This is a genomic window from Martelella radicis, from assembly GCF_014196625.1.
In the GTDB taxonomy this organism is placed as follows: Bacteria; Pseudomonadota; Alphaproteobacteria; order Rhizobiales; family Rhizobiaceae; genus Martelella; species Martelella radicis.
The window spans coordinates 56,800-76,173 of the sequence record NZ_JACIDZ010000001.1 but is presented as its reverse complement, the minus strand read 5'-3'; the positions used below and the strand labels follow the sequence as shown (position 1 = coordinate 76,173).

Below are 19,374 nucleotides of genomic sequence, written 5' to 3'. Positions count from 1 at the left end.
GGATGAGACGGTCTCTAGCGCATTTCCTGCGGTGCATCCGTGCCCGTCAGCGTCAGGCCGGAGCGCAGGACGGCGGCCACGGAAGAAACCAGTCCCAGTTTTGCAAGCGTCGATTGTCTATCACCCTCATTAATAAAGCGTAATTCCTTCTTTTCCTTCCCCTTGTTCCAGTGGGAATGGAAGTTCGACGCAAGATCATAGAGGTAAAACGCCAGTCGATGCGGCTCGCGCATCAGTGCGGCCGACTCCACGACTCGCGGATATTCTGACAATTTTGCCACAAGTTTGAGCTCTTCCGGCTCGAAATCCGCTTCAAGCACGGCCTTTTCCAGAGATTTCTGCGAGATATCGAGCCCGGCAAAGGCTTCCTGAGCCTGGCGCATCACCGACATCGAACGCGCATGGGCATACTGGACGTAAAAGACCGGATTATCCTTGGACTGCTCGGTGACCTTGGCGAAGTCGAAGTCCAGCGGCTCGCTGCTCTTGCGATAGAGCATCATGAAGCGGACGGAATCGCGGCCGACCTCGTCAACCACTTCGCGCAGCGTGACGAAATTGCCGGAACGTTTCGACATCTTCACTTCCTGGCCGTTGCGCAAGAGCTTGACGAGCTGGCAGAGCAGCACGGTCAGCTTGGCATCGGCGCCGGCAACCGCCTTGGCGACAGCCTCAAGACGCTTTACGTAGCCGCCATGGTCCGCGCCGAGAATATAGACCATCTCGTGAAAACCGCGATCGTATTTGTCCTTGAAGTAAGCGACGTCGGCGGCGAAATAGGTATAGTTGCCGTCCGACTTGATCAGTGGGCGGTCGATGTCGTCCCCCACTTCGGTGGAGCGGAACAGCGTCTGCTCGCGGTCCTCCCAGTCTTCGGGAATCTGCCCCTTCGGCGGCGGCAGCGTGCCCTTGTAGACATGCCCCTTGAAGGTGAGGTCATTGATCGCCGTGCGGATCATCGACGCATCATCGGCGTGGAGCGTGCGTTCGGAGAAGAACACCTCGTGGCGGACATTGAGCGCCTCGAGATCTTCCCGGATCATCGACAGCATGGCATCGATCGCCCGATCCTTCACGATCGGCATCCACTCCTCTTCCGGCAGGTTATGCAGCGAAGGACCGAATTCGGCCTTCAGCCCCTCTCCCACGGGAATGAGATAATCGCCCGGATAGAGACCTTCGGGGATCGCGCCGATATCCTCGCCCAAAGCCTCGCGGTAGCGCAGGAAGACCGAGCGGGCCAGAACGTCGATCTGCGCGCCGGCATCGTTGATGTAATATTCCTTGGTCACATCAAAACCGGCATAATCGAGAATATTGGCGAGCGTATCGCCCACGACCGCGCCGCGGCAGTGACCGACATGCATCGGCCCGGTCGGATTGGCCGAGACATATTCGACGTTGACCTTCCGTCCGCCGCCGGTGGCGCTGCGGCCGAAATCCTCCGCCTCGCGAAGGGCGGCAACCAGCATGCGCTTCCAGAATGCATCCGAAAGACGGATATTGATGAAGCCCGGGCCGGCGATCGAAAGCTCGGCGATGTCCGCATCGCTTTCAAGCGCCGCGACGATTTCGCCGGCGAGATCGCGCGGCTTCTTGCCGAGCGGCTTCGCCAGAACAAGCGCGGCATTGATGGCGATATCGCCGTGGCTCGGATCGCGCGGCGGTTCCACCACAAGGCGCGAGAAATCGAGTGACGCGCTTTTTTCCGCAATCGCCGCAATCGTCAGCAGCCGTTCATTCAGTCTTTGCTCAAAATCGGTGAAGAGGTTCATGTCATGTTCCATGGGCCGCCCAAAGGCGGCTAAAAGCGCTGTTTGCGGCGGCTCTAGCGCAATTCAGGGGTATGGTCAAACAGCTGCCGGTGGGTCTTCTCGGCATAGGTATCGGTCATTCCGGCCAGATAATCGGCGACATGGCGCGCGCGCTGAGCCGGGGTGAGCGCCTCGATACCGTCTGTCCAGGGGTGAGAGCCCATCAGAGCCGGATCGGCGAAATAGGCGTCGAACAGTTCGCTGACGATCTGCGCCGCGCCGGCGCGGATCTTCATGATGTCGGGGTGGCGGTAGATGTGACCGAACAGCAGTTTCTTGATCTGCCGGTCGATCTCGGACATCTCCGGCGAGAAGGCGGCAAGCGTGCGCCCGCAAAGACGCACCTCGTCGGCATTCTCCGGTCGCGTTTCGCGCAGGTTGGCCTGGGTGACGCCGATCACATCCTCCACCATGGCCGTGATCTGGCGGCGCATAATCTCGTTGGTGAAGCGCGCGGCCTCGAGATCGGGATAGCGGTCATGCACTTCGCGCATCAGGCCGGCGAGGAACGGCACCTCCTCCAGCATCTCGTAGGTCAGATAGCCCGAGCGCAGCCCGTCATCGATATCATGGGTGTTATAGGCAATGTCATCGGCAATCGCAGCCACTTGGGCCTCAAGGCTCGCATGGGTGGAAAGCCAGAGGTCGTGACGCCGGCTGTAATCGATGATCGGCTGCGGCACCGGGCCGTCGAGGCCCTCGCCATCCGCCGTCTGAAGCGGCCCGTTATGCTTGACGAGGCCTTCAAGCGCTTCCCAGGTGAGGTTGATCCCGTCGAAATCGGCATAGCGGCGTTCCAGGCTGGTGACGATCCTCAGCGACTGGGCATTGTGGTCGAACCCGCCATAATCTGTCATCTTTTCGTGCAGGGCATCCTCGCCCGTGTGGCCGAAGGGCGTGTGGCCGAAATCATGCACCAGCGCAACGCCCTCGGCGAGGTCCTCGTCGAGCCTTAACGCGCGCGCGAGCGAGCGGGCAACCTGGGCGACCTCGATCGTATGCGTCAGCCGCGTGCGGTAATGATCACCGTCCTGGGCGATGAAGACCTGGGTCTTGTGTTTCAGCCGCCGAAAGGCCGTGGTATGGATGATCCTGTCCCTGTCGCGCTGGAAGGGCGAGCGCGTAAGGCTGTCGGCTTCGGGAAATAGCCGGCCGCGGCTTGTCCAGGGATCGCAGGCATAGACCGCGAGCGCCACGTCGCCAAAGCCCAGAGCCGATCTGTCGATTGTCATTTTCTATCCTGTTGCGCGAGGCATGTTTTGCGGAACACGGAGAACCCGGATGCAAATAGACCGTTGACGGCCTTCAATGCCGTTCTTAACTAAGATTGGAAGTCATTGAAAGACATCGCGGCCGCTGGCGCGCGATGGACAAGCACATGCCCGCGGATTTAGGGTCTGACTGCCAGGCCCGGCACGCCCCGGTATTGGAGAATTGAGATGGATGCCCAGACAGTGACGCTTTCCGACGCGGCCGCCCGGCGGATCGCCTCGATCATCAACAGCGAGAACGACAAGCACGCCCTCAGGGTTTCCGTGGAAGGCGGCGGCTGCTCCGGCTTTTCCTACAAGTTTGACCTTGTGGAAGGGCCGGAAGAGGACGATGTGGTTATCACCAAGGACGACGCGACAGTGCTGATCGACAGCATCTCGCTTGTCTACATGGCCGGCGCGGAGATCGATTTCATCGACAACCTTCTCGGCCAGTCCTTCCAGATCCAGAACCCGAACGCCGTGGCCAGTTGCGGCTGCGGCACCAGCTTCGCGATCTGATCCGAGCCAAACTCTCGGAATGAAAGAGGCCGCGCCCGAAAGCGCGGCCTCTTCTCGTTTTATCAGGCCGTCAGTCCTTGATCGCCTTGCCCGCGCTTTCCGGAATGACCAGGGAAAGAATGATCGCTGACAGACCCGAAAGCGTGATCGGCGTGGCGAACACCTTCTGGATGATGTCGGGCATCTGCTGCATCGACTGGGGCACCAGGGTGACGCCAAGGCCAAGGCCAAAGGAAACGGCCATGATGTAGACCTTGCGATGGTCGATCGGCTCCGAGGCAAGGATACGGATGCCGGCGACCGCGATCGAACCGAACAGAACGACGGTGGCGCCGCCGAGCACCGGCTTGGGCACCAGCAGAAAGGCCCCGCCGATGACCGGGAAGAAGCCCATGACCACGAGAATGCCGGCGATATAGAAGCCGACATGACGGCTTGCCACGCCCGTCATCTGGATCACGCCGTTGTTCTGGCTGAATGTGGTGTTCGGGAAGGTGCAGAACAGCGCAGCGAGACCGGAATTGATGCCGTCTGCCAGAACGCCGCCCTTGATCCTGTTGAGATAGACATCGCCCTGGACCGGCTCGCCGGAGATGACCGAGTTCGCGGTCAGGTCGCCCGTCGTCTCGATCGCGGTGATCAGGTAGACGAAGGCAATCGGAATGAACAGGCCGATATCGAAATCAAGCCCGTAACGGAGCGGCTGGGGAATGGCAAACATCGGCTGCGCGCCGAGCCGCGAGAAATCCACCATGCCGAAGAAGATCGATACGACGAAACCGGCGACCAGCCCGAGCATGATCGCGGCAATCCGCACCATCGGGATCTTGGAGAAGGAAAAGAAGATGATGACCGCGACGACAAGCAGGCCAAGGAAGATGTTGACCGGTGCGCCGAGGTTTTCCCCCGCCCCCGCGCCGCCTGCGAAATCGGTGAAGCCCGACTTCACGAGCGAAAGGCCGATGACCGTGATGACGATCCCGGTGACGGTCGGCGTCACGATACGCCCCATCTTGGTGATGAACTGGCTGAGGACGACCTCGACCAGGCAACCGACGAGGCAGAGCCCGAAAATCATCGCCAGGATATCCTCCGGCGTGCCGCCCCTGCCCTTCACCGCGAAACCCGCGGCCAGGATGACCCCGAGAAAGGCGAAGCTCGTTCCCTGGACGCTCAGGAGCCCGGAGCCGACCGGGCCGATACGCCGGCATTGGATAAAGGTCGCTACGCCGGACACAAACATCGCCATCGCCAGAAGGTAAGGCATGTTCTCGCCGAGACCCAGTGCGCCGCCAATGATCAGCGTCGGCGTGACAATCCCGATAATGCTGGCGAGAATATGCTGGAAGGCCGCCAGAAACGATGCGTGCGGCGAAGGCACGTCGTTGAGCTTGAAGATGATGTGATGGTGCTCCGCACTCGGATTTTGTTCACTCATGAATTTCTCTTTCGAAGGCGGTCGAAACCGCGCGTTGTCCCCTGCTGCTAGCGTTTTCATCGATGCAAATTCCGTGCCACGAAATCGTCACATTTCCCGAAAGTCTTGCAATAGCCATTCGTTACACGTATCGGCGCGGCGTTGATGTTTGCAAATCAAGGTCGTCCTCTGCATAAGAGTGATGTCGAAGCACCGAAAAGGCGGCCCCATGAAAATCGCGACCTGGAACATCAACGGCATCAAAGCGCGACAGGACAATCTTCTGGCCTGGCTCTCGGCGGAAAGCCCCGACATCCTCTGCCTTCAGGAGATCAAGTCGCAGGACGAAAGCTTTCCGCGCGCACCGATCGAAGCCCTCGGCTATCACGTGGAGACCCACGGGCAGAAGGGTTTCAACGGGGTGGCGCTGATCTCCAAGAAGGCGCCGGACGAGACATGCCGCGGCTTGCCGGGCGCCGAGGATGATATCCAATCACGCTATATCGAAGGCGTCTTCAGCGTGGCCGGCGGTGTCGTACGTGTCGCCTCGATCTATCTTCCGAACGGCAATCCCGTCGACAGCGACAAATACCCCTATAAACTTGCCTGGATGTCCCGCCTGAAAGATCATGTTTCACAACAGCTTGCGCTCGAGGAGCCGCTGATTTTGGCAGGCGATTACAATGTCATTCCCCGCCCGGGCGACTGCCATGACCCTGACCTCTGGGCCGGCGACGCACTTTTTCTTCCAGCGACGCGCGATGCGTTCAACACCCTTTGCGCGCTTGGTCTCTATGATGCTGTCACGAGCACGGACGATGCCGCCGGACAATATACATTCTGGGATTATCAGGCTGGCGCCTGGCAGAAGAATAACGGTATCCGCATCGACCACATGCTTCTCTCATGCGAGGCGGCCGACAGGTTGCGAACCACCATCATCGACAAAAATGTGCGCGGATGGGAAAAGCCGTCCGATCATGTACCGCTCGTGGCCGAATTCAGTTTCGACTGGGCATAAGGTCCAAGGAAAAGAGCAGAAAACAACTTGCAGGCCTCAGGCAATGTGCTTTGCCATGAACGCTGGAGGCATGCGCCGGCCAACCCGACCTCACCTTCGCGCAAATGCCGCGAAGGGCGATAATCCAAATGAAGAGCAAGGCTGTTGTCTCACATTGGGTCCAACGGTTCACCGCCGTGCCGAACCGTGGCATCCGGAAACGGAAGACCGGCCTATCGCGTTGTTTTTGTAAACCTTATGCCGGAAGAGAACGTTGCCGGCCCTGGCACGAGAAAAGGCACTTGGACGCGAAAAGATCCCGCAAGGGAAAGCGACGGCCGACGCTCCAGCTTGAGATTCATCTATCGAGAAAGAGTAAGGCTCCGGCTGCTCTGCGTTTGATCGTTCGGACACTCCTGCTTACGGAAGCAACAATCAGGGGTTGGTCGTGCCCATATTTTGCGCAAGAGCGATCGCACCGCGACGATCATTCTCATCAACGACGGAGAAACACTTTTCCTGAAGCTCCCTGATCCAGGAGCATTCGCCCGGCGCGCAACGGTCCGCCGCCATGGTCAGATAGGCAAGCCCCAGCACCGGCTGGCCTTCGTTGAAGATCAGGTCGCCAAAGACGGCCATGGCGCCGATATTGCCGTTTTTACGCGAGAGATTGAGCCATTTCTTGGCGAGGCGCACATTCTTAGCCCCTCCCTCGCCATTGAGGATCATCTGGGCGAGCCGGAACTGCGCTTCGGGACTGCCGAAGACGGAAGCCGCCTGGAAATAGAGCTGCCTGGCTTGAACAAGATCCTTTTCAACCGGCGTATCGGGAATGCCCGTCTGATAATAGCCAGCCAACGCCAGCAGCGCATTCACGTAAAATCCGGTATCAGGCGAACCCGGCTCGACATCATGATTGACAATCTCGGCATAGGCCTTGAAGGCCTCATAGTCGTTCTCCGGCACGCCGTCGCCATAGGCATACATATTGGCCAGCGCCCAGCGCGAGCCGGTGTGTCCTTTTTCGGCGGCATAGCGGTAGGCCTCGACAGCCTTCTTCTTGTCGCCGTTCTGGTAAGCCTTGAAGCCGAAGCGGAAGAGATCGAACCGGCCTGATTCCTTCGGAACCTCGGTGGTGATATCGAAAGCGTGGGCAAGACGCGCATCGCCATAGCCAACCACCAGGCTAGCCAGCACCAGAACGAGGCCAACCTGTCTATGACCTGTCTTTTCCATCATCATCGAACGTTTCTTCATCGAAACACCTGGCCGGATAAATGCCCGGCAAAAAAACACGCCGCCACGCGCAAGTTCGCTCTTGCGAAAGGCCGAGAGCCGTCACGCTCGGCACCAGACCTTTCTGATGCTCTTCGTTTGTGGCGGGAAATGGACGACTTTCCCCCAAACGCTTTTACGTGAAAATATGCTGAAATACTGTGACGCAAGCGACACACTGGCGAGTTTGATATTGAAAACAAAGCCAAAACAGAGAAAACGACAGAGACAGGGTCAAGGCTAGGTCAACGCTCCCGGCCGTGAAAACCGCCACCCGATCACGCGATCTACTGTTGCCTAACGCGCACCGCCATAATAAATCTCAAGCCGAAGCGGACGTGGCGAAACAGGTAGACGCAAGGGACTTAAAATCCCTCGACCGATTGGTCATGCGGGTTCGAGCCCCGCCGTCCGCACCAATCTTCTCCCCACGCCCCGAAGCGAACCAGCCGCAAACATCCCGCACGCGCATTCAAAGCGGAAAACGCCTCCCCTTAACAGGGCCGCTGAAACCGTTTCTCAGCCAGTCGGCGCATCGTCAAAGCGCTCCGGTTGCCCTGCATTCCGACAACACGCGCCAGATCAGGCAATGCGGCGTCCACGCAACCGGAGAACTGCGGCATAGAAACCCAAAGACGAGCTCTCTAGCGCATCGTGCTTTCCGAAAATCGGAATCGATTTTCGGAAAGCACGATGCGTAGATTCAATATGTTAGAGCGTCCTTTGTGCATCCGAATGGACGCACGGCGCTCTATAGGCCTGGCCTTCGCCTGAACGCCCGAAAAAGCCGGTCCCCGGCGAACCCCAGACAAAGAAAAACCCGGCCACCAGGACCGGGTTTCTCGTAACTGAACCTGAGCGCTTCTTAGAAGTCGCGCTGCAGACGGAACCAACCGCCCCAGGTGTCGTCCTTGAAGTAGGAGTTCGGCAGGTCAGCATAGTTGAAGTTGACCTTGGCCGACAGACCGTCGACGATCTCGTAGTCGAACAGAGCGCCGAAGGTGTAGAAGCTCTTGTTCGAAGCGGTCGGGATGTTGACCGAAGTCCACTGAATGGCAGGCGTGATGGTGAACTTGTCGGTAACGTCAAGAGCGTAACCGGCAGCCAGCTGCCATTCGGCGTAGATCGAGTTCGCAGCCGGAGCACCAGCGAAGGGGTAGCTGTCGAACCAATCATCGAAGGTGTTGGCGTAAGCGTTCCAACCGGAAGCCCACGAAGCACCGAGGTCAAGCTGGCCCGGGCCGAGTGCGAGCGACGTCATCGCACGAACCGAACCGTCTTCGTTGTAGGTGTCGTAGCCACCGTCAACCTTGAAGCCGAGGCCACCGGCCTGGAAGCCGACACGACCGGAAACGCCGAGGCGAGCCAGGTCCGGGTTGCCCGTGTAGCCAACCTGCGAAGCGGTCAGAGCGTCAAGCGAGACACCGGCCACAAAGCCATCGCCCGTGAAGACGTAACGCATCGAGTTGAACTTGGTGTTGCCCGACAGGTCGTCGATTTCGCCAACGAGACCTTCATCCCAGTAGCTCTGGAAATAACCAGCCTGGAAGCCGCCGAGAGCAAGGTAGGTCTGGTCGAGACCGAAGGTCGTGGCCGAACCGCCGGCGCTGTGCGCTTCAGCGTTCATCTTGATAACGCCGGTCAGAACACCGAGTTCGGTTTCCGTCTTGCTGGCGATGTCAATCTGAGCCTTGGTGTATACGTCCCAGGTGCCCGGGGTCGAAGCGGCCCACATCGGGGTCTGCTTGCTCAGAGCGCTAACCTGGAAACGGACATAACCGCCGATGTCGAGGCAGGTTTCGGTGCCCGGGATGTAGAAGTAGCCGGCACCAAAGGTGTCGCAGACTTCGACGTAGTTGGCAGCTACAGGCTCGATGACCACAACCGGGTCGGCAGCCTGTGCGCCGGAAGCTGCTGCTACTGCTGCAGCGGAGCCGAGGAGAAGGCTCTTCACGTTCATAATGACCTCCAAATAAGGTTTAAAGCGGGTCTGGGATTTTCGCCGAGGCGTTCCCTGCCCCATCCCCTGGTTTCAAGAAGACTGGGCCGTCTCGCCCTCGCTTCCGAGGTTGAACATACAAGACCGCGTCGCGATCGCAATCACCAATCACCCGGTTTATCGCCATCGGGCCGTCCTTACCCGCTTGCTGTTGCGGATTGGCAACAAGTCGCCCCTCCAGGAGGTCAAATCTTTACAAAAGGTAAAGAAAACAAGCGCGAAACAGAGCATCTACGCGGCTCGCTCCCGGGCGAATCCGAACCGAAATGCCAAATCAACGTCCATGCAAGCCGGATTCGGACCGAAAGAGGAACGCGACGAGGCTCCTCGGCAGCCCCTCGCGCTCCATTCGGGAATCGCACCAGACGCGCGCATTCTCCTGACGACCGGACCTAGACCAGCTCCACATCCACAACGCCTGCGACGGCGCGCATTGCTGAGGCGACTTCCGGTGACAAACGGTATTTGCCCGGCAATTCGACCTCGATTTCCCGAAGGCCGTGATTCTGTATGACGACAAATGACACCAGGCCCTCGCCATTTTCATTGAGATGACGGGCAAGGGAAGCGATCGGCGAATCGTCGCGCAGGAAGATTCGCATCGCGCGCTGCTGGCGCACAGCCTCTTCCTCCAGGGACTGAACCGTCTGGATCCGCATTCCGATTCCTTCGGGGCGCATTTCAGCGGAAACGGTAATGACAACCGATGTGCCTGGTTCAAGCAAATCGCGATACTGATAGAGCATCTCCGAAAAAAGCACCGCCTCGAACTGTCCCGTGGCGTCGGAGAAGGTAACGATGCCCATGCGATTGCCGGTGCGGGTCTTGCGCTCCTGCTTTGCGACCACCGTGCCCGCAAGACGCCCCCGGTCCGAGCCGTTCTTCACCGAGAGCTGGAAGTCCGAAAAGGCCTGCACGCGCATCTTCGCCAGAATCTCGGAATAGGCATCGAGCGGATGCGCGGTCTGATAATAGCCAAGCATCTGATACTCGCGCATCAATCGCTCCGAATCAGACAGCGGCGTATAGTCCGGCAGAAGGATCTTCGAAACCTGACCGGCACTGCCGAAAATATCGGCCTGGCCGCTGACGCGGTCCTCCTGCGTGCGCTGGGCAAGGCCGATGATCCGGTCGAGGCCGGCGAGAAGCGCCGCCCGGTCGTGACCGAAGCAATCGAACGCGCCCGCACAGATGAGGCTTTCCAGAACCCGGCGATTGACCAGTTTCGGATCGATGCGCTGGCAGAAGTCGTCGAGATCGGCGAAAGGCCGATCGCCGCGCATTTCGACGATATGATCGACGGCCGCGTCTCCAACCCCCTTGATGGCGGCAAGCGCATAATAGATGCGCCCCTCGCCCGGCTCGAAATGTCTGTAGCTCGTCTGAACCGACGGCGCGACCACGTCGATGCCGAGCCTGCGGGCATCGTGCCGGAAGTCATTCAGCTTTTCGGTATTGGCCATGTCGAGCGTCATCGACGCGGCGAGGAACTCCACCGGATAATGCGCCTTCAGGTAAGCCGTATGATAGGAGACGATCGCATAGGCGGCAGCATGCGACTTGTTGAAGCCGTAATTGGCGAATTTCGCCAGAAGATCAAAGATCTCGTCGGCGCGCTGTTTCTTGACGCCCTTTTCGACCGCGCCCTCGACGAAGCGGACGCGCTGCTTGTCCATCTGCTCCTTGATCTTCTTGCCCATCGCGCGGCGCAGAAGGTCGGCTTCACCAAGAGAATAGCCCGAGAGCACCTGAGCGACCTGCATCACCTGCTCCTGGTAGATGATGACGCCCTGGGTCTCTGCGAGAAGATGGTCGATCATCGGATGCACCGACTCGATCTCCTCCTCGCCATGCTTGCGCGCATTATAGACCGGGATATTCTCCATCGGCCCCGGCCGGTAAAGCGCGACGAGCGCGATCAGGTCCTCGACCCGGTCGGGCTTCATGCCGATCAGAGCCTTGCGCATGCCGGCGCTTTCCACCTGGAACACACCGACCGTCTCGCCGCGCGCCAGCATTTCATATGTGTCATGATCATCGAGCGGCACCAGCGACAGGTCGACCTTGATATCGCGCCGACCGATGAAATCGACCGCGGTCTTCAGCACGGTCAACGTCTTCAGTCCAAGAAAGTCGAACTTGACCAGGCCGGCCTGCTCGACCCACTTCATGTTGAACTGCGTGACCGGCATGTCCGAACGCGGATCGCGATACATCGGCACAAGCTGTGAAAGCGGCCGATCACCGATCACGATGCCCGCGGCATGGGTTGAGGCATGCCGGTAGAGCCCCTCGATCTTCTGCGCGATCGCCAGGAGACGGCCGACGATCGGCTCCTCCTCGGCCGCCTCCTGAAACTTCGGCTCATCCTCGATCGCCTTGGCAAGCGTGACCGGGTTGGCCGGATTGTTGGGAACCAGCTTGCTGATCCGGTCCACCTGCCCGTAAGGCATTTCCAGAACCCGCCCCACATCGCGCAGCGCAGCGCGCGCCTGCAGCGAACCGAACGTGATGATCTGCGCCACCTGGGCGCGCCCGTATTTCTGCTGGACGTAGCGGATGACCTCCTCGCGGCGATCCTGACAGAAATCGATATCAAAGTCCGGCATCGATACGCGCTCGGGGTTGAGAAAGCGTTCGAACAGCAGGGAAAACCGCAAAGGATCGACATCGGTGATCGTCAGCGCATAGGCGACAAGCGAACCCGCGCCCGAACCGCGCCCGGGGCCGACTGGAATATCGTGCTCCTTGGCCCATTTGATAAAGTCCGCAACGATCAGGAAGTAGCCCGGAAACTTCATGCTCTCGATGATGCCGAGCTCATAGTCGAGCCGTTCGACATAGTCCTGGCGACTATGCCCCTCGCTCAAGCCCACGTGGGAAAGCCGCGCTTCGAGTCCCTCGACCGCCTGACGGCGAAGCTCAAGCGCCTCGGCTTTCTCCGCCTCTTCCGGATCGTCGGAGGCGCCGGTGAACCGCGGCAGGATGGGATTGCGCGTATGGAGAATGAAGCTGCAACGCCGGGCAATCTCGATCGTATTGTCGAGCGCCTCCGGCAGGTCGGCAAACAGCGCGGCCATCTCCGCCTGCGATTTCATGTAGTGATCCGGCGTCAAACGGAAGCGCCGGTCGTCGGAAACAATGGCGTTGTGGGCGACGGCCATCAGCGCATCATGCGCCTCGAAATCCTCGCGCGCCGGGAAGAAGGGCTCGTTGGTCGCCACCAGCGGCAGTTCCAGCTCATAGGCGAGGTTGACCACATGGCGTTCACGCTGGACATCGAATGTGCCCTGGCGCTGCAATTCTACATAGAGACGGTCACCGAAAAGCGCCTTCAAGGCCTCCAGGCGCTCGCTGGCCTTCAGCTCGAAGCCGGAGGCAAGGGCCTGGTCGACCGGGCCGCCCGGACCACCGGTCAGCACGATCAGGCCGTCAGACCGGCCTTCGAGCCACGATTTGCGAATGTAGACGCTCTCATGGGCCTCGCCTGCGAGATAGGCCTCGCTGACAAGATGCATCAGATTGGCATAGCCGGTTTCATTGGCCACAAGGACGACGATGGAGGGCAGCTTGACAGGCAGATGAGACCCGCCACGCCGTTCGCCGTCGCCGCCGTCTTCCATGTCGATCGAAAGCTGGCAGCCGACAATCGGCTGCAATCCCTCGCCAATCGCCTTCTGGGAGAATTCAAGCGCACCGAACAGATTATTGGTGTCGGTCACGGCGACGGCCGGCTGCCGGTCCTCCGTGGCAAGCTTCAGCACCTTCTTGAGCGGCAAGGCCCCCTCGAGCAGCGAATAGGCCGAGTGGACCCTCAGGTGCACAAAGCGGAACGCTGCGTTTTCCACCATGCCGTGCCCGCTCTTGTCTCCACTATCCACCATCGCCTGCTCCGTCACGCCTTGTCGTTATCGGTTGATTTTCGCAGGCCGGAACGGCCGGCGCAACGCAAACGAAACATTTGCACAGAAAGCTCGCCCGTGGGCCGACATGGGAAAACGAAGCGCCGGCTTTACAGTGAACTGACGATCAACGCCATGCTGGTCAAAAACAATGTGATTGAGAAGAATGCAGCAGCATCGCGCAGAAGTTCGGTCATTTTTGCCTCCAATTCGCTCTATGTTTTTATTATGTTTCTTTTTTGTTCTCCTCGCAAGTGTGGAACAACTCTTTTTGCTCTCGTACCTGGTCGGCCGGCGGTGGCAACTTCTCCCGCGCGCCCTGCCCTGATACGCCAAGCCATTGAACGTGAATGTCTAATTTCCGTCGTAACCCGCGCTTTGGCGGTGGCGCATTGATATGATTTTTTGGACAGACGCACCCGGCATTCACCGGCAATTTGTTCCTCGGCGCGACGACAGCGGCGATTTCGCGCCTGGCTGGTGCGATCATTTCATCATCTGGCCGTTCCGGATGACGGACGCGGACCGATCTCGAACGCGCCGCCCGCTCCCTCTACCTCCAGCGCCTCGCCTTCGGCGGCAAGGCGGCGGCCTGGAATCTCGGCGTCAGCAAGACCACCGGCTCCCGCTTCAACCTGGTGAAGCTCGCCTCGACGCTGAAGGACGTCCACGAGCGCCTTTCCGTCGGCGTCATCGAATGCCTGTCCTGGCACGACTTCATCCGCCTTGACCGTCGCCCCTTCATTGTCATTCGACGGATCTGGACACGCGGCGGCATTATCTCGACGAGAAGGAGCGCATGCGCCGATCAGCCAAAATCGCGTGATAGCTACAATAGAAGAAATGCTGTTTCGGCGACGATAGAGCAGTCGTCGGGGAATGGTTCTCCGGCGCTATCGAGAAAGGAACAGTAGAATGAAAACGCTCATCGCTTCCATCGCCCTCACCGGTTTGATTGCCGGGCCTGCTCTTGCCCTCCAGCCCATCCGCGGCAGCATCACCTACGGTGCGCAGTACGGTCAGGTCACCAAGGCTCCGGCCGGCTCGGTCGTCACCAACGACTTCTACAACGGCGGCCAGCGCTATACCGAAACCTATGTCGTCGGTCCGGATCAGCAGCTTGAGCTGATCCAGCGCTCTGAATCCAACAGCAACTGATGACGGCTACAGTCATCGGCGCGGCAGCTCCGCGCCGATGACCAAGGCTCTCCCAACTGGCTCGATCCGTTTGCCAAAGAAACCTGGCGGACGATCGGGCCCATTTCCCGGACAGAGGAACTTGACGAAGCAGGCCGCCAGCGGAACCACTTACCGTCGTCGCCACCCCAAAAGATCTCTGGCGTTTGGGCGGCCAGCCCCCTCACTCTTGATGCATGGCCGTCCGCTGTTCCGGCATGTTCGGTCGGCGCCAGCGGTCGGGACTGGTCCCGACAGCGCGTTTGAACACCCTGCAGAAATGCGCCTGATCGCACATGCCGCAATCCAGCGCGATTTCGCTCAACGGGGCCCTGGTCGCAATCATCAGTTCCTTGGCTCGGGCAACACGCCGGACAAGAACATAATTGTAGGGCGAGTCGCCGAAGCTCTCACGAAAAGCTCTTGAGAAGTGGCTTTTGCTGAGACGCGCAAGCGAGGCCATCTCTTCTATGCGGATTGATCGGCTCAGATTTTCCTCGACATAGGAGACGACCCTGCGTCTCTGCCAAGTGGTCAATCCACCCCGATAGACCGCAGCATCTCCGGCATCGGCAGAATGGGCGTTGCGCCGCGCATTCCGGTCCGATGCGTTTTCATGGGGTCTCGCAGAACGGCGCTCGGTGATCGGTAGATCGAAAGACATGGCTGGACTGACAGTCATCGGAGCATTCCTTTGTCGATGTTTTCGATGTTTTCGATGTTTCCGATGATGCCGGGCGCAACTCGACCTGACGATTGCGCCTAAGGGGGATGCACCCTAAACATAGGTTTGACGTTTCCAGCCAAAGTGTCTTGTATGCTGATACGAGCGTTGCCTGAAAACAGGCCAAGAGAGAGAGCGGCGGCGCTTACGAGGTGCAAGTGGCGGAGAACAGGCAATCCCCAGGATTTTGTTGTTTTGGTTCAGGTTTCCAGCGCATGCTCTATTGCGCTACAGGTTAGGTATTCCTTTCGCCAGAGAAGGTTGGGATAGAAAACATGCCGCGCTCGAACTCCGAAGACACAATCACGAATGGCGTGGTTCTGGTCGTCGATGATGACGCTGACGTGCGCCATGCGCTCGAGCGGCTCTTCCGCTCTGTTGGACTGAAAACCCAGTCATACGGTTCGGCAAGCGAGCTCGAACAGGCAAGCTTTCCCGAGGCGCCCTGCTGCCTGGTGCTCGATGTGCGGCTGCCGGGAGCCGGCGGGCTGGACATCCAGCAATCCTTGCGCGCACGCGGCATCGCCGTGCCGCTGATCTTTCTGACTGGCTATGGCGACATTCCCATGTCGGTGCGGGCGATGAAGTCCGGCGCGCTGGATTTCCTGACGAAGCCGTTTCGGGATCAGGACATGCTCGACGCCGTGACCGTGGCTCTTCGCCACGATAGAGAACGTCGTGAGGCCGACAGCGCCAAAGCCGATATTCACGATCGCTATGCGACGCTGACCGCGCGCGAAACAGAAGTCATGCAGCACGTTACAGCCGGTCTGATGAACAAGCAGGTCGCCGGCGAGCTTGGCTTGAGCGAGATAACGGTGAAGATCCATCGCGGCAACGTGATGAGGAAAATGGCCGCGCGGTCCCTGGCCGATCTGGTGAGGATGGCGGAACTGCTGAAGTCTAGCTGAAGCCACAAACCTATGTATGATTCCATTTCTTTTTCCAGGCGGTATTAATCGCGTCAAAGTCCCACGTCATGGGCCTGCAGAACCGGTTGGAAAATGGCACCGTGTCGAACTCGATCACCCTCATAGCGATTATTGATGACGACGCGCATGTGCTGAAGGCGACAGCGCGGCTGCTCGCTATGCAGGATTTTGAAATACAGACATTTCCGACGGCGGAGGCTTTCCTGGAATGGCCGCGGATCGCCTGCACCTCCTGCGTCATCTGCGACCTCAGGCTCCCTGGAATGCACGGTTCGGAGTTATTGCAGACGCTCAGGATGCAAGGGTTTGCGATACCGATCATTTTCATATCGGCGCACCATCAGGACATCGCAAGCCGACCGGAGGCCTCAGATGCCGCCTGTATCCTGAAGAAGCCGTTCGATGCCTCCGAATTGACGGTCTGCATTAACCGTGCGCTTAAGCTTCGGGACTGAAGTCATCCATAAGGACGGCAACGACAGCGTCCCCGCCCGGTTGAACGGGGCTGGCCGCATGTCGCCATTACGGTCGGGAGATCTGTCAGCCGGCCTTCAGGAGGTCGTGCCCGGCAAGGGGGCCGCCAACCTGCTGGATACGTCCACCATCGGCAAGGCCGCCCAGATCAATCACAGCGAAGCCGAGCGCGGCGAGAATTGACGACACGTCACCTTTGGCACCGGCATCGTCGCCCGATATGAACATTACGCGTCGCCCACCGGGCTCACGCGGGTTCCTGGAAAGAAGCCTGGCATCCAGCGTGTTGAAGGCCTTCACGACGCGAGCGCCCGGAGCCTGTTCGGCAAGAATTTCACTGGACGCTCTGCCGCCCAGATCTGCCAGTTCGAAGTCCGGCGCGTATGACAGGAATGCATTTGTCGCATCGATCAGGATGCGCCCGTTCCAGTCAGGCAAGCTTTCGAGGAGTTCTTCAACCCGGGTCCAAGGTACAGCGATGATGGTCATGTCGCATGTTGCCGCGTCGTCGGGCGTTCCGGCGGAGACGTTGCTGCCCAGTTCTGCAGTCAAAGCCGCCAGCGTTTCGGGGCCACGGCTGTTTGCGATGATCACCTCGATACCGATCGCCGAGAGATGGCGGGCCAGGGTCTGCCCCAGCCTTGATGCGCCTATAATGCCGATCTTCATGATGTTCATCTCCAGCGTGATGGTCATTTCGATGTCAGCAGAACGGTTCCGGACCGGCCGGGCTGCTCTGCGTGTGCGACCGCTTCGGTGATCGCGGACAAGTCATATTCTGCAGCCACAGAAAACAATTCCGGCGAACGATGCGCCAGTTCCAGGGCCATCTTGATGTCTTCAGTCCGCTCAGCCTCTGACAGTCCGGCCCAACGGCCAACAGAGACACCGGACATGCGCAGGCCGCGAACAGGAAAGACAAGCGGTTGAACCGGGATCGGTTCGCCCGAGAGGTCGCCGTAGCCGATGAAGGCGCCGCCATCGGCAAGCAGGTCAATCAGTCGTCCTGCCATTTGGCCGCCGACCGGATCGAGAACAGCCCGAATAGGTCTTTTTCCTGCGATCGCGCGAAGCCGGTCAGGCCAATCCGCCGCCTCGGTGGACAGGATTGCTGCTTCCGGAAACATCGTCTGCAGGCTTTCCGCTCCCTGATTGGAGCGGACCAGTCCGACAACGGAAAGCCCCTTGCCCAGCGCCAGCTTGATCGCAAGTCTGGCGACAGCAGAACCCGCCGCCGAGAAGACAATAAGATCACTGGCCTCCAGCCCGGAACCGCTCGCCGCCCGCAGCAGCATCGCGGCCGTCAGCGGGTTTACATGCAGCTGACTGGCAATGGCATCAGAAACCCCGTCCGGTACAGGTGTAACGAACTGAACGGGCGCCAGGACCTGTTCGCCCCAAGCCCCCTTCGCAGGAAAGAACGCGACGCGGGATCCGAGCGCCAGCCCTTTCGAATGACCGGCTCCAAGCGCCTCCACGATACCGAACCCTTCGAACCCCGGACGACCGACGCCCGCCGGAGCAATGGCTGAGCTACCTTGAGGCCGGTATCCGCCACGCACCCCTATGAGATCGCCCGGATGGACAGGTCGGGACAGAACGCGGACAAGCACCTCGTCTTGAGCCGGAGGTGGCGGATGGGAACCGTCCAGAAGTTCGAGCACCTCAGTCGGTTCGCCATATTGCCTGTAAACAATGCTTCTCATGTTGGATCCTTTGCCAAGCGCATTTCTGGAGCCTGAAGAAAGAGCCTTTGCGACCGGCTGCAGGGCCGATCGCAAAGGCCAGGCTTTAAAGCCTAGACCTGCACCAAGCCGCCATCGACGAAGAGTTCGGCGCCGGTGACGAAACTCGAGTCATCCGAGGCCAGGAACACGACCGCTTTCGCAATCTCGTCCGGCTCGCCCACGCGGCCGGCGGGAACCTGGCTTGCCAGGAAGTCGAGAAAGCCCTTCTGATTGCCTTCATCGGGACCGGCCAGTTCAACGAGGCCGGGCGTCCGGGTCGGTCCCGGCGAGACCAAATTCACCCGGATCTCACGACCCTTCAGGTCGAGGATCCAGCTCCTTGCGAGGTTGCGCACGGCGGCTTTCGAGGCGCTGTAGACGCTGAAATTGGCGGTGCCTGCGACGCCCGTCGTCGACCCGGTCAGGATCACCGAACCGCCGTCAGCCATAAGCGGAAGAGCCTTTTGAACCGTGAAGATCAGACCCTTCACGTTCCGGCCGAAAGTGCTCTCATATTGCTCTTCGGTGATTGCACCCAAGGGCGCCATATCGCCGCCGCCTGCACTCACGAACAGGACATCGATGCGGCCCTTGGCCGACTTCACCGTGTCGAACAATGTATCAAGGTCGGCCGTGCTGGCAGAGTCGGCCCTGATGCCAGTAGCGTTGGGTCCGATTTCGGCCAGCGCGCGCTCGAGCGTGGCTTCGCGCCGACCGGTGATGAAAACATGCGCGCCTTCAGCGGCAAAACGCTTTGCGGTCGCAAGGCCGATGCCCGAAGTGCCGCCTGTGATGACGGCGATCTTGCCTTCAAGTTTCTGTGTCATTTGCTTGTCTCCGTTTGTATTGCGGTTGGGTTCACTGCTATCGCGTTGCGCATTTTCTCAAAATAGCAATGATTGAAACTTATCATTGCATATATGCAATGCCTTGGATTGCCGACGGCGCCAGGCGGTTGCGGAGGCGGAGGGGACACCCGAGGAGGGACCGCCTGGCGCTGTCGGTTCGGGGTCGCGCGGCAGCCGCGACCCCGAAAGCGTCGAACACTTGCTTGGGGAGGAGGGATCGGACTCCCCGTCAGGTTCGGCTTCTCCGACCCATCGGGCTGCTTCTGGGCCGGTGTTCGAACTATCGGGGAAATGCGGGAGCGAGAAAATCACAC

Annotated in this window: 17 protein-coding genes and 1 tRNA gene; 7 read left to right on the top strand and 11 right to left on the bottom strand. The window is 59.6% G+C overall.

From position 1 onward, the window contains the following. Positions 1–14: 14 nt before the first annotated feature. Together argS and GGR30_RS00355 are read right to left on the bottom strand one after the other, a co-directional pair. Entirely contained in the window at positions 15–1,775 is a 1,761-nt protein-coding gene (gene argS, locus GGR30_RS00360; RefSeq protein ID WP_183480994.1) for an arginine--tRNA ligase, read from the bottom strand. 53 nt (positions 1,776–1,828) lie between these two features. Continuing rightward, positions 1,829–3,046 (bottom strand): deoxyguanosinetriphosphate triphosphohydrolase, encoded by a 1,218-nt coding sequence (locus GGR30_RS00355; RefSeq protein ID WP_183480991.1) that lies wholly within the window; start codon positions 3,044–3,046, stop codon positions 1,829–1,831. A 207-nt stretch (positions 3,047–3,253) separates the two neighbouring features. Here GGR30_RS00355 and erpA point away from each other — a divergent pair, with 207 nt between their 5' ends. Beyond that, on the top strand, positions 3,254–3,586 hold the full coding sequence (erpA, locus tag GGR30_RS00350; RefSeq protein ID WP_183480988.1) for an iron-sulfur cluster insertion protein ErpA: 333 nt from the start codon (positions 3,254–3,256) through the stop codon (positions 3,584–3,586). Between the two features lie 70 nt (positions 3,587–3,656). Here the strand turns inward: erpA and GGR30_RS00345 are convergent, their stop codons facing one another. After that, on the bottom strand, positions 3,657–5,024 hold the full coding sequence (locus tag GGR30_RS00345; RefSeq protein WP_183480985.1) for a uracil-xanthine permease family protein: 1,368 nt from the start codon (positions 5,022–5,024) through the stop codon (positions 3,657–3,659). Between the two features lie 208 nt (positions 5,025–5,232). On the opposite strand from GGR30_RS00345, the gene xth reads away from it, so the two are divergent. After that, on the top strand, positions 5,233–6,024 hold the full coding sequence (xth, locus tag GGR30_RS00340; protein WP_183480982.1) for an exodeoxyribonuclease III: 792 nt from the start codon (positions 5,233–5,235) through the stop codon (positions 6,022–6,024). Positions 6,025–6,438: 414 nt separating this feature from the next. Here the strand turns inward: xth and GGR30_RS00335 are convergent, their stop codons facing one another. Next, on the bottom strand, positions 6,439–7,239 hold the full coding sequence (locus GGR30_RS00335; RefSeq protein WP_425488332.1) for a tetratricopeptide repeat protein: 801 nt from the start codon (positions 7,237–7,239) through the stop codon (positions 6,439–6,441). A gap of 371 nt (positions 7,240–7,610) precedes the next feature. Between GGR30_RS00335 and GGR30_RS00330 the strand changes: the two genes are divergently transcribed. After that, positions 7,611–7,697 (top strand) — tRNA-Leu (locus GGR30_RS00330). Between the two features lie 446 nt (positions 7,698–8,143). Here GGR30_RS00330 and GGR30_RS00325 read toward each other — a convergent pair. Both GGR30_RS00325 and dnaE read right to left on the bottom strand, forming a co-directional pair. Beyond that, on the bottom strand, positions 8,144–9,238 hold the full coding sequence (locus tag GGR30_RS00325) for a porin (RefSeq protein WP_183480979.1): 1,095 nt from the start codon (positions 9,236–9,238) through the stop codon (positions 8,144–8,146). Between the two features lie 431 nt (positions 9,239–9,669). After that, the gene (gene dnaE / locus GGR30_RS00320) at positions 9,670–13,161 is read right to left on the bottom strand and encodes a DNA polymerase III subunit alpha (protein WP_246413478.1); all 3,492 of its coding nucleotides are present in this window, start codon (positions 13,159–13,161) and stop codon (positions 9,670–9,672) included. A 153-nt stretch (positions 13,162–13,314) separates the two neighbouring features. Between dnaE and GGR30_RS00315 the strand changes: the two genes are divergently transcribed. Continuing rightward, positions 13,315–13,575: a hypothetical protein gene (locus GGR30_RS00315; RefSeq protein ID WP_183480976.1), complete on the top strand. Its 261-nt coding sequence runs from the start codon at positions 13,315–13,317 to the stop codon at positions 13,573–13,575. Positions 13,576–13,673: 98 nt separating this feature from the next. Here GGR30_RS00315 and GGR30_RS23725 read toward each other — a convergent pair whose 3' ends face one another. Beyond that, positions 13,674–13,892 (bottom strand): hypothetical protein, encoded by a 219-nt coding sequence (locus tag GGR30_RS23725; RefSeq protein WP_183480973.1) that lies wholly within the window; start codon positions 13,890–13,892, stop codon positions 13,674–13,676. Positions 13,893–14,094: 202 nt separating this feature from the next. Here GGR30_RS23725 and GGR30_RS00305 point away from each other — a divergent pair, with 202 nt between their 5' ends. Further along, entirely contained in the window at positions 14,095–14,337 is a 243-nt protein-coding gene (locus tag GGR30_RS00305; protein WP_183480970.1) for a hypothetical protein, read from the top strand. Between the two features lie 202 nt (positions 14,338–14,539). On the opposite strand, the gene GGR30_RS00300 is transcribed toward GGR30_RS00305, so the two are convergent. After that, complete coding sequence (locus GGR30_RS00300; RefSeq protein WP_183480967.1) at positions 14,540–15,037, bottom strand: helix-turn-helix domain-containing protein; 498 nt, start codon at positions 15,035–15,037, stop codon at positions 14,540–14,542. 317 nt (positions 15,038–15,354) lie between these two features. Between GGR30_RS00300 and GGR30_RS00295 the strand changes: the two genes are divergently transcribed. Next, positions 15,355–15,990 carry a response regulator transcription factor gene (locus tag GGR30_RS00295; RefSeq protein ID WP_183480964.1) on the top strand — a complete coding sequence of 212 codons (636 nt, stop codon included), beginning with the start codon at positions 15,355–15,357 and terminating at the stop codon, positions 15,988–15,990. A gap of 68 nt (positions 15,991–16,058) precedes the next feature. Further along, complete coding sequence (locus tag GGR30_RS00290) at positions 16,059–16,466, top strand: response regulator transcription factor (protein ID WP_183480961.1); 408 nt, start codon at positions 16,059–16,061, stop codon at positions 16,464–16,466. Between the two features lie 85 nt (positions 16,467–16,551). Here the strand turns inward: GGR30_RS00290 and GGR30_RS00285 are convergent, their stop codons facing one another. The 3 genes from GGR30_RS00285 to GGR30_RS00275 all read right to left on the bottom strand — a co-directional run bounded on the left by GGR30_RS00285 (position 16,552) and on the right by GGR30_RS00275 (position 19,039). Continuing rightward, a complete protein-coding gene (locus tag GGR30_RS00285) occupies positions 16,552–17,181 on the bottom strand; it encodes an NADPH-dependent F420 reductase (RefSeq protein WP_246413477.1) in 630 nt (209 codons plus the stop codon). After that, the gene (locus GGR30_RS00280) at positions 17,178–18,149 is read right to left on the bottom strand and encodes a zinc-binding dehydrogenase (protein ID WP_343066455.1); all 972 of its coding nucleotides are present in this window, start codon (positions 18,147–18,149) and stop codon (positions 17,178–17,180) included. Before GGR30_RS00280 ends, GGR30_RS00285 begins: the two co-directional genes overlap by 4 nt. Before the next feature lie 134 nt (positions 18,150–18,283). Further along, a complete protein-coding gene (locus tag GGR30_RS00275) occupies positions 18,284–19,039 on the bottom strand; it encodes an SDR family oxidoreductase (RefSeq protein ID WP_183480958.1) in 756 nt (251 codons plus the stop codon). Between the last annotated feature and the right edge of the window lie 335 nt (positions 19,040–19,374).

Excerpts from the sequence above, each read along its gene's own strand:
- argS (WP_183480994.1), bottom strand. The coding sequence starts at position 1,775 with ATGAACCTCTTCACCGATTTTGAGCAAAGACTGAATGAACGGCTGCTG.
- GGR30_RS00355 (WP_183480991.1), bottom strand. The coding sequence starts at position 3,046 with ATGACAATCGACAGATCGGCTCTGGGCTTTGGCGACGTGGCGCTCGCG.
- erpA (WP_183480988.1), top strand. The coding sequence starts at position 3,254 with ATGGATGCCCAGACAGTGACGCTTTCCGACGCGGCCGCCCGGCGGATC.
- GGR30_RS00345 (WP_183480985.1), bottom strand. The coding sequence starts at position 5,024 with ATGAGTGAACAAAATCCGAGTGCGGAGCACCATCACATCATCTTCAAG.
- xth (WP_183480982.1), top strand. The coding sequence starts at position 5,233 with ATGAAAATCGCGACCTGGAACATCAACGGCATCAAAGCGCGACAGGAC.
- GGR30_RS00335 (WP_425488332.1), bottom strand. The coding sequence starts at position 7,239 with ATGGAAAAGACAGGTCATAGACAGGTTGGCCTCGTTCTGGTGCTGGCT.
- GGR30_RS00325 (WP_183480979.1), bottom strand. The coding sequence starts at position 9,238 with ATGAACGTGAAGAGCCTTCTCCTCGGCTCCGCTGCAGCAGTAGCAGCA.
- dnaE (WP_246413478.1), bottom strand. The coding sequence starts at position 13,161 with ATGGTGGATAGTGGAGACAAGAGCGGGCACGGCATGGTGGAAAACGCA.
- GGR30_RS00315 (WP_183480976.1), top strand. The coding sequence starts at position 13,315 with ATGCTGGTCAAAAACAATGTGATTGAGAAGAATGCAGCAGCATCGCGC.
- GGR30_RS00305 (WP_183480970.1), top strand. The coding sequence starts at position 14,095 with ATGAAAACGCTCATCGCTTCCATCGCCCTCACCGGTTTGATTGCCGGG.
- GGR30_RS00300 (WP_183480967.1), bottom strand. The coding sequence starts at position 15,037 with ATGACTGTCAGTCCAGCCATGTCTTTCGATCTACCGATCACCGAGCGC.
- GGR30_RS00295 (WP_183480964.1), top strand. The coding sequence starts at position 15,355 with ATGCCGCGCTCGAACTCCGAAGACACAATCACGAATGGCGTGGTTCTG.
- GGR30_RS00290 (WP_183480961.1), top strand. The coding sequence starts at position 16,059 with ATGGGCCTGCAGAACCGGTTGGAAAATGGCACCGTGTCGAACTCGATC.
- GGR30_RS00285 (WP_246413477.1), bottom strand. The coding sequence starts at position 17,181 with ATGACCATCACGCTGGAGATGAACATCATGAAGATCGGCATTATAGGC.
- GGR30_RS00275 (WP_183480958.1), bottom strand. The coding sequence starts at position 19,039 with ATGACACAGAAACTTGAAGGCAAGATCGCCGTCATCACAGGCGGCACT.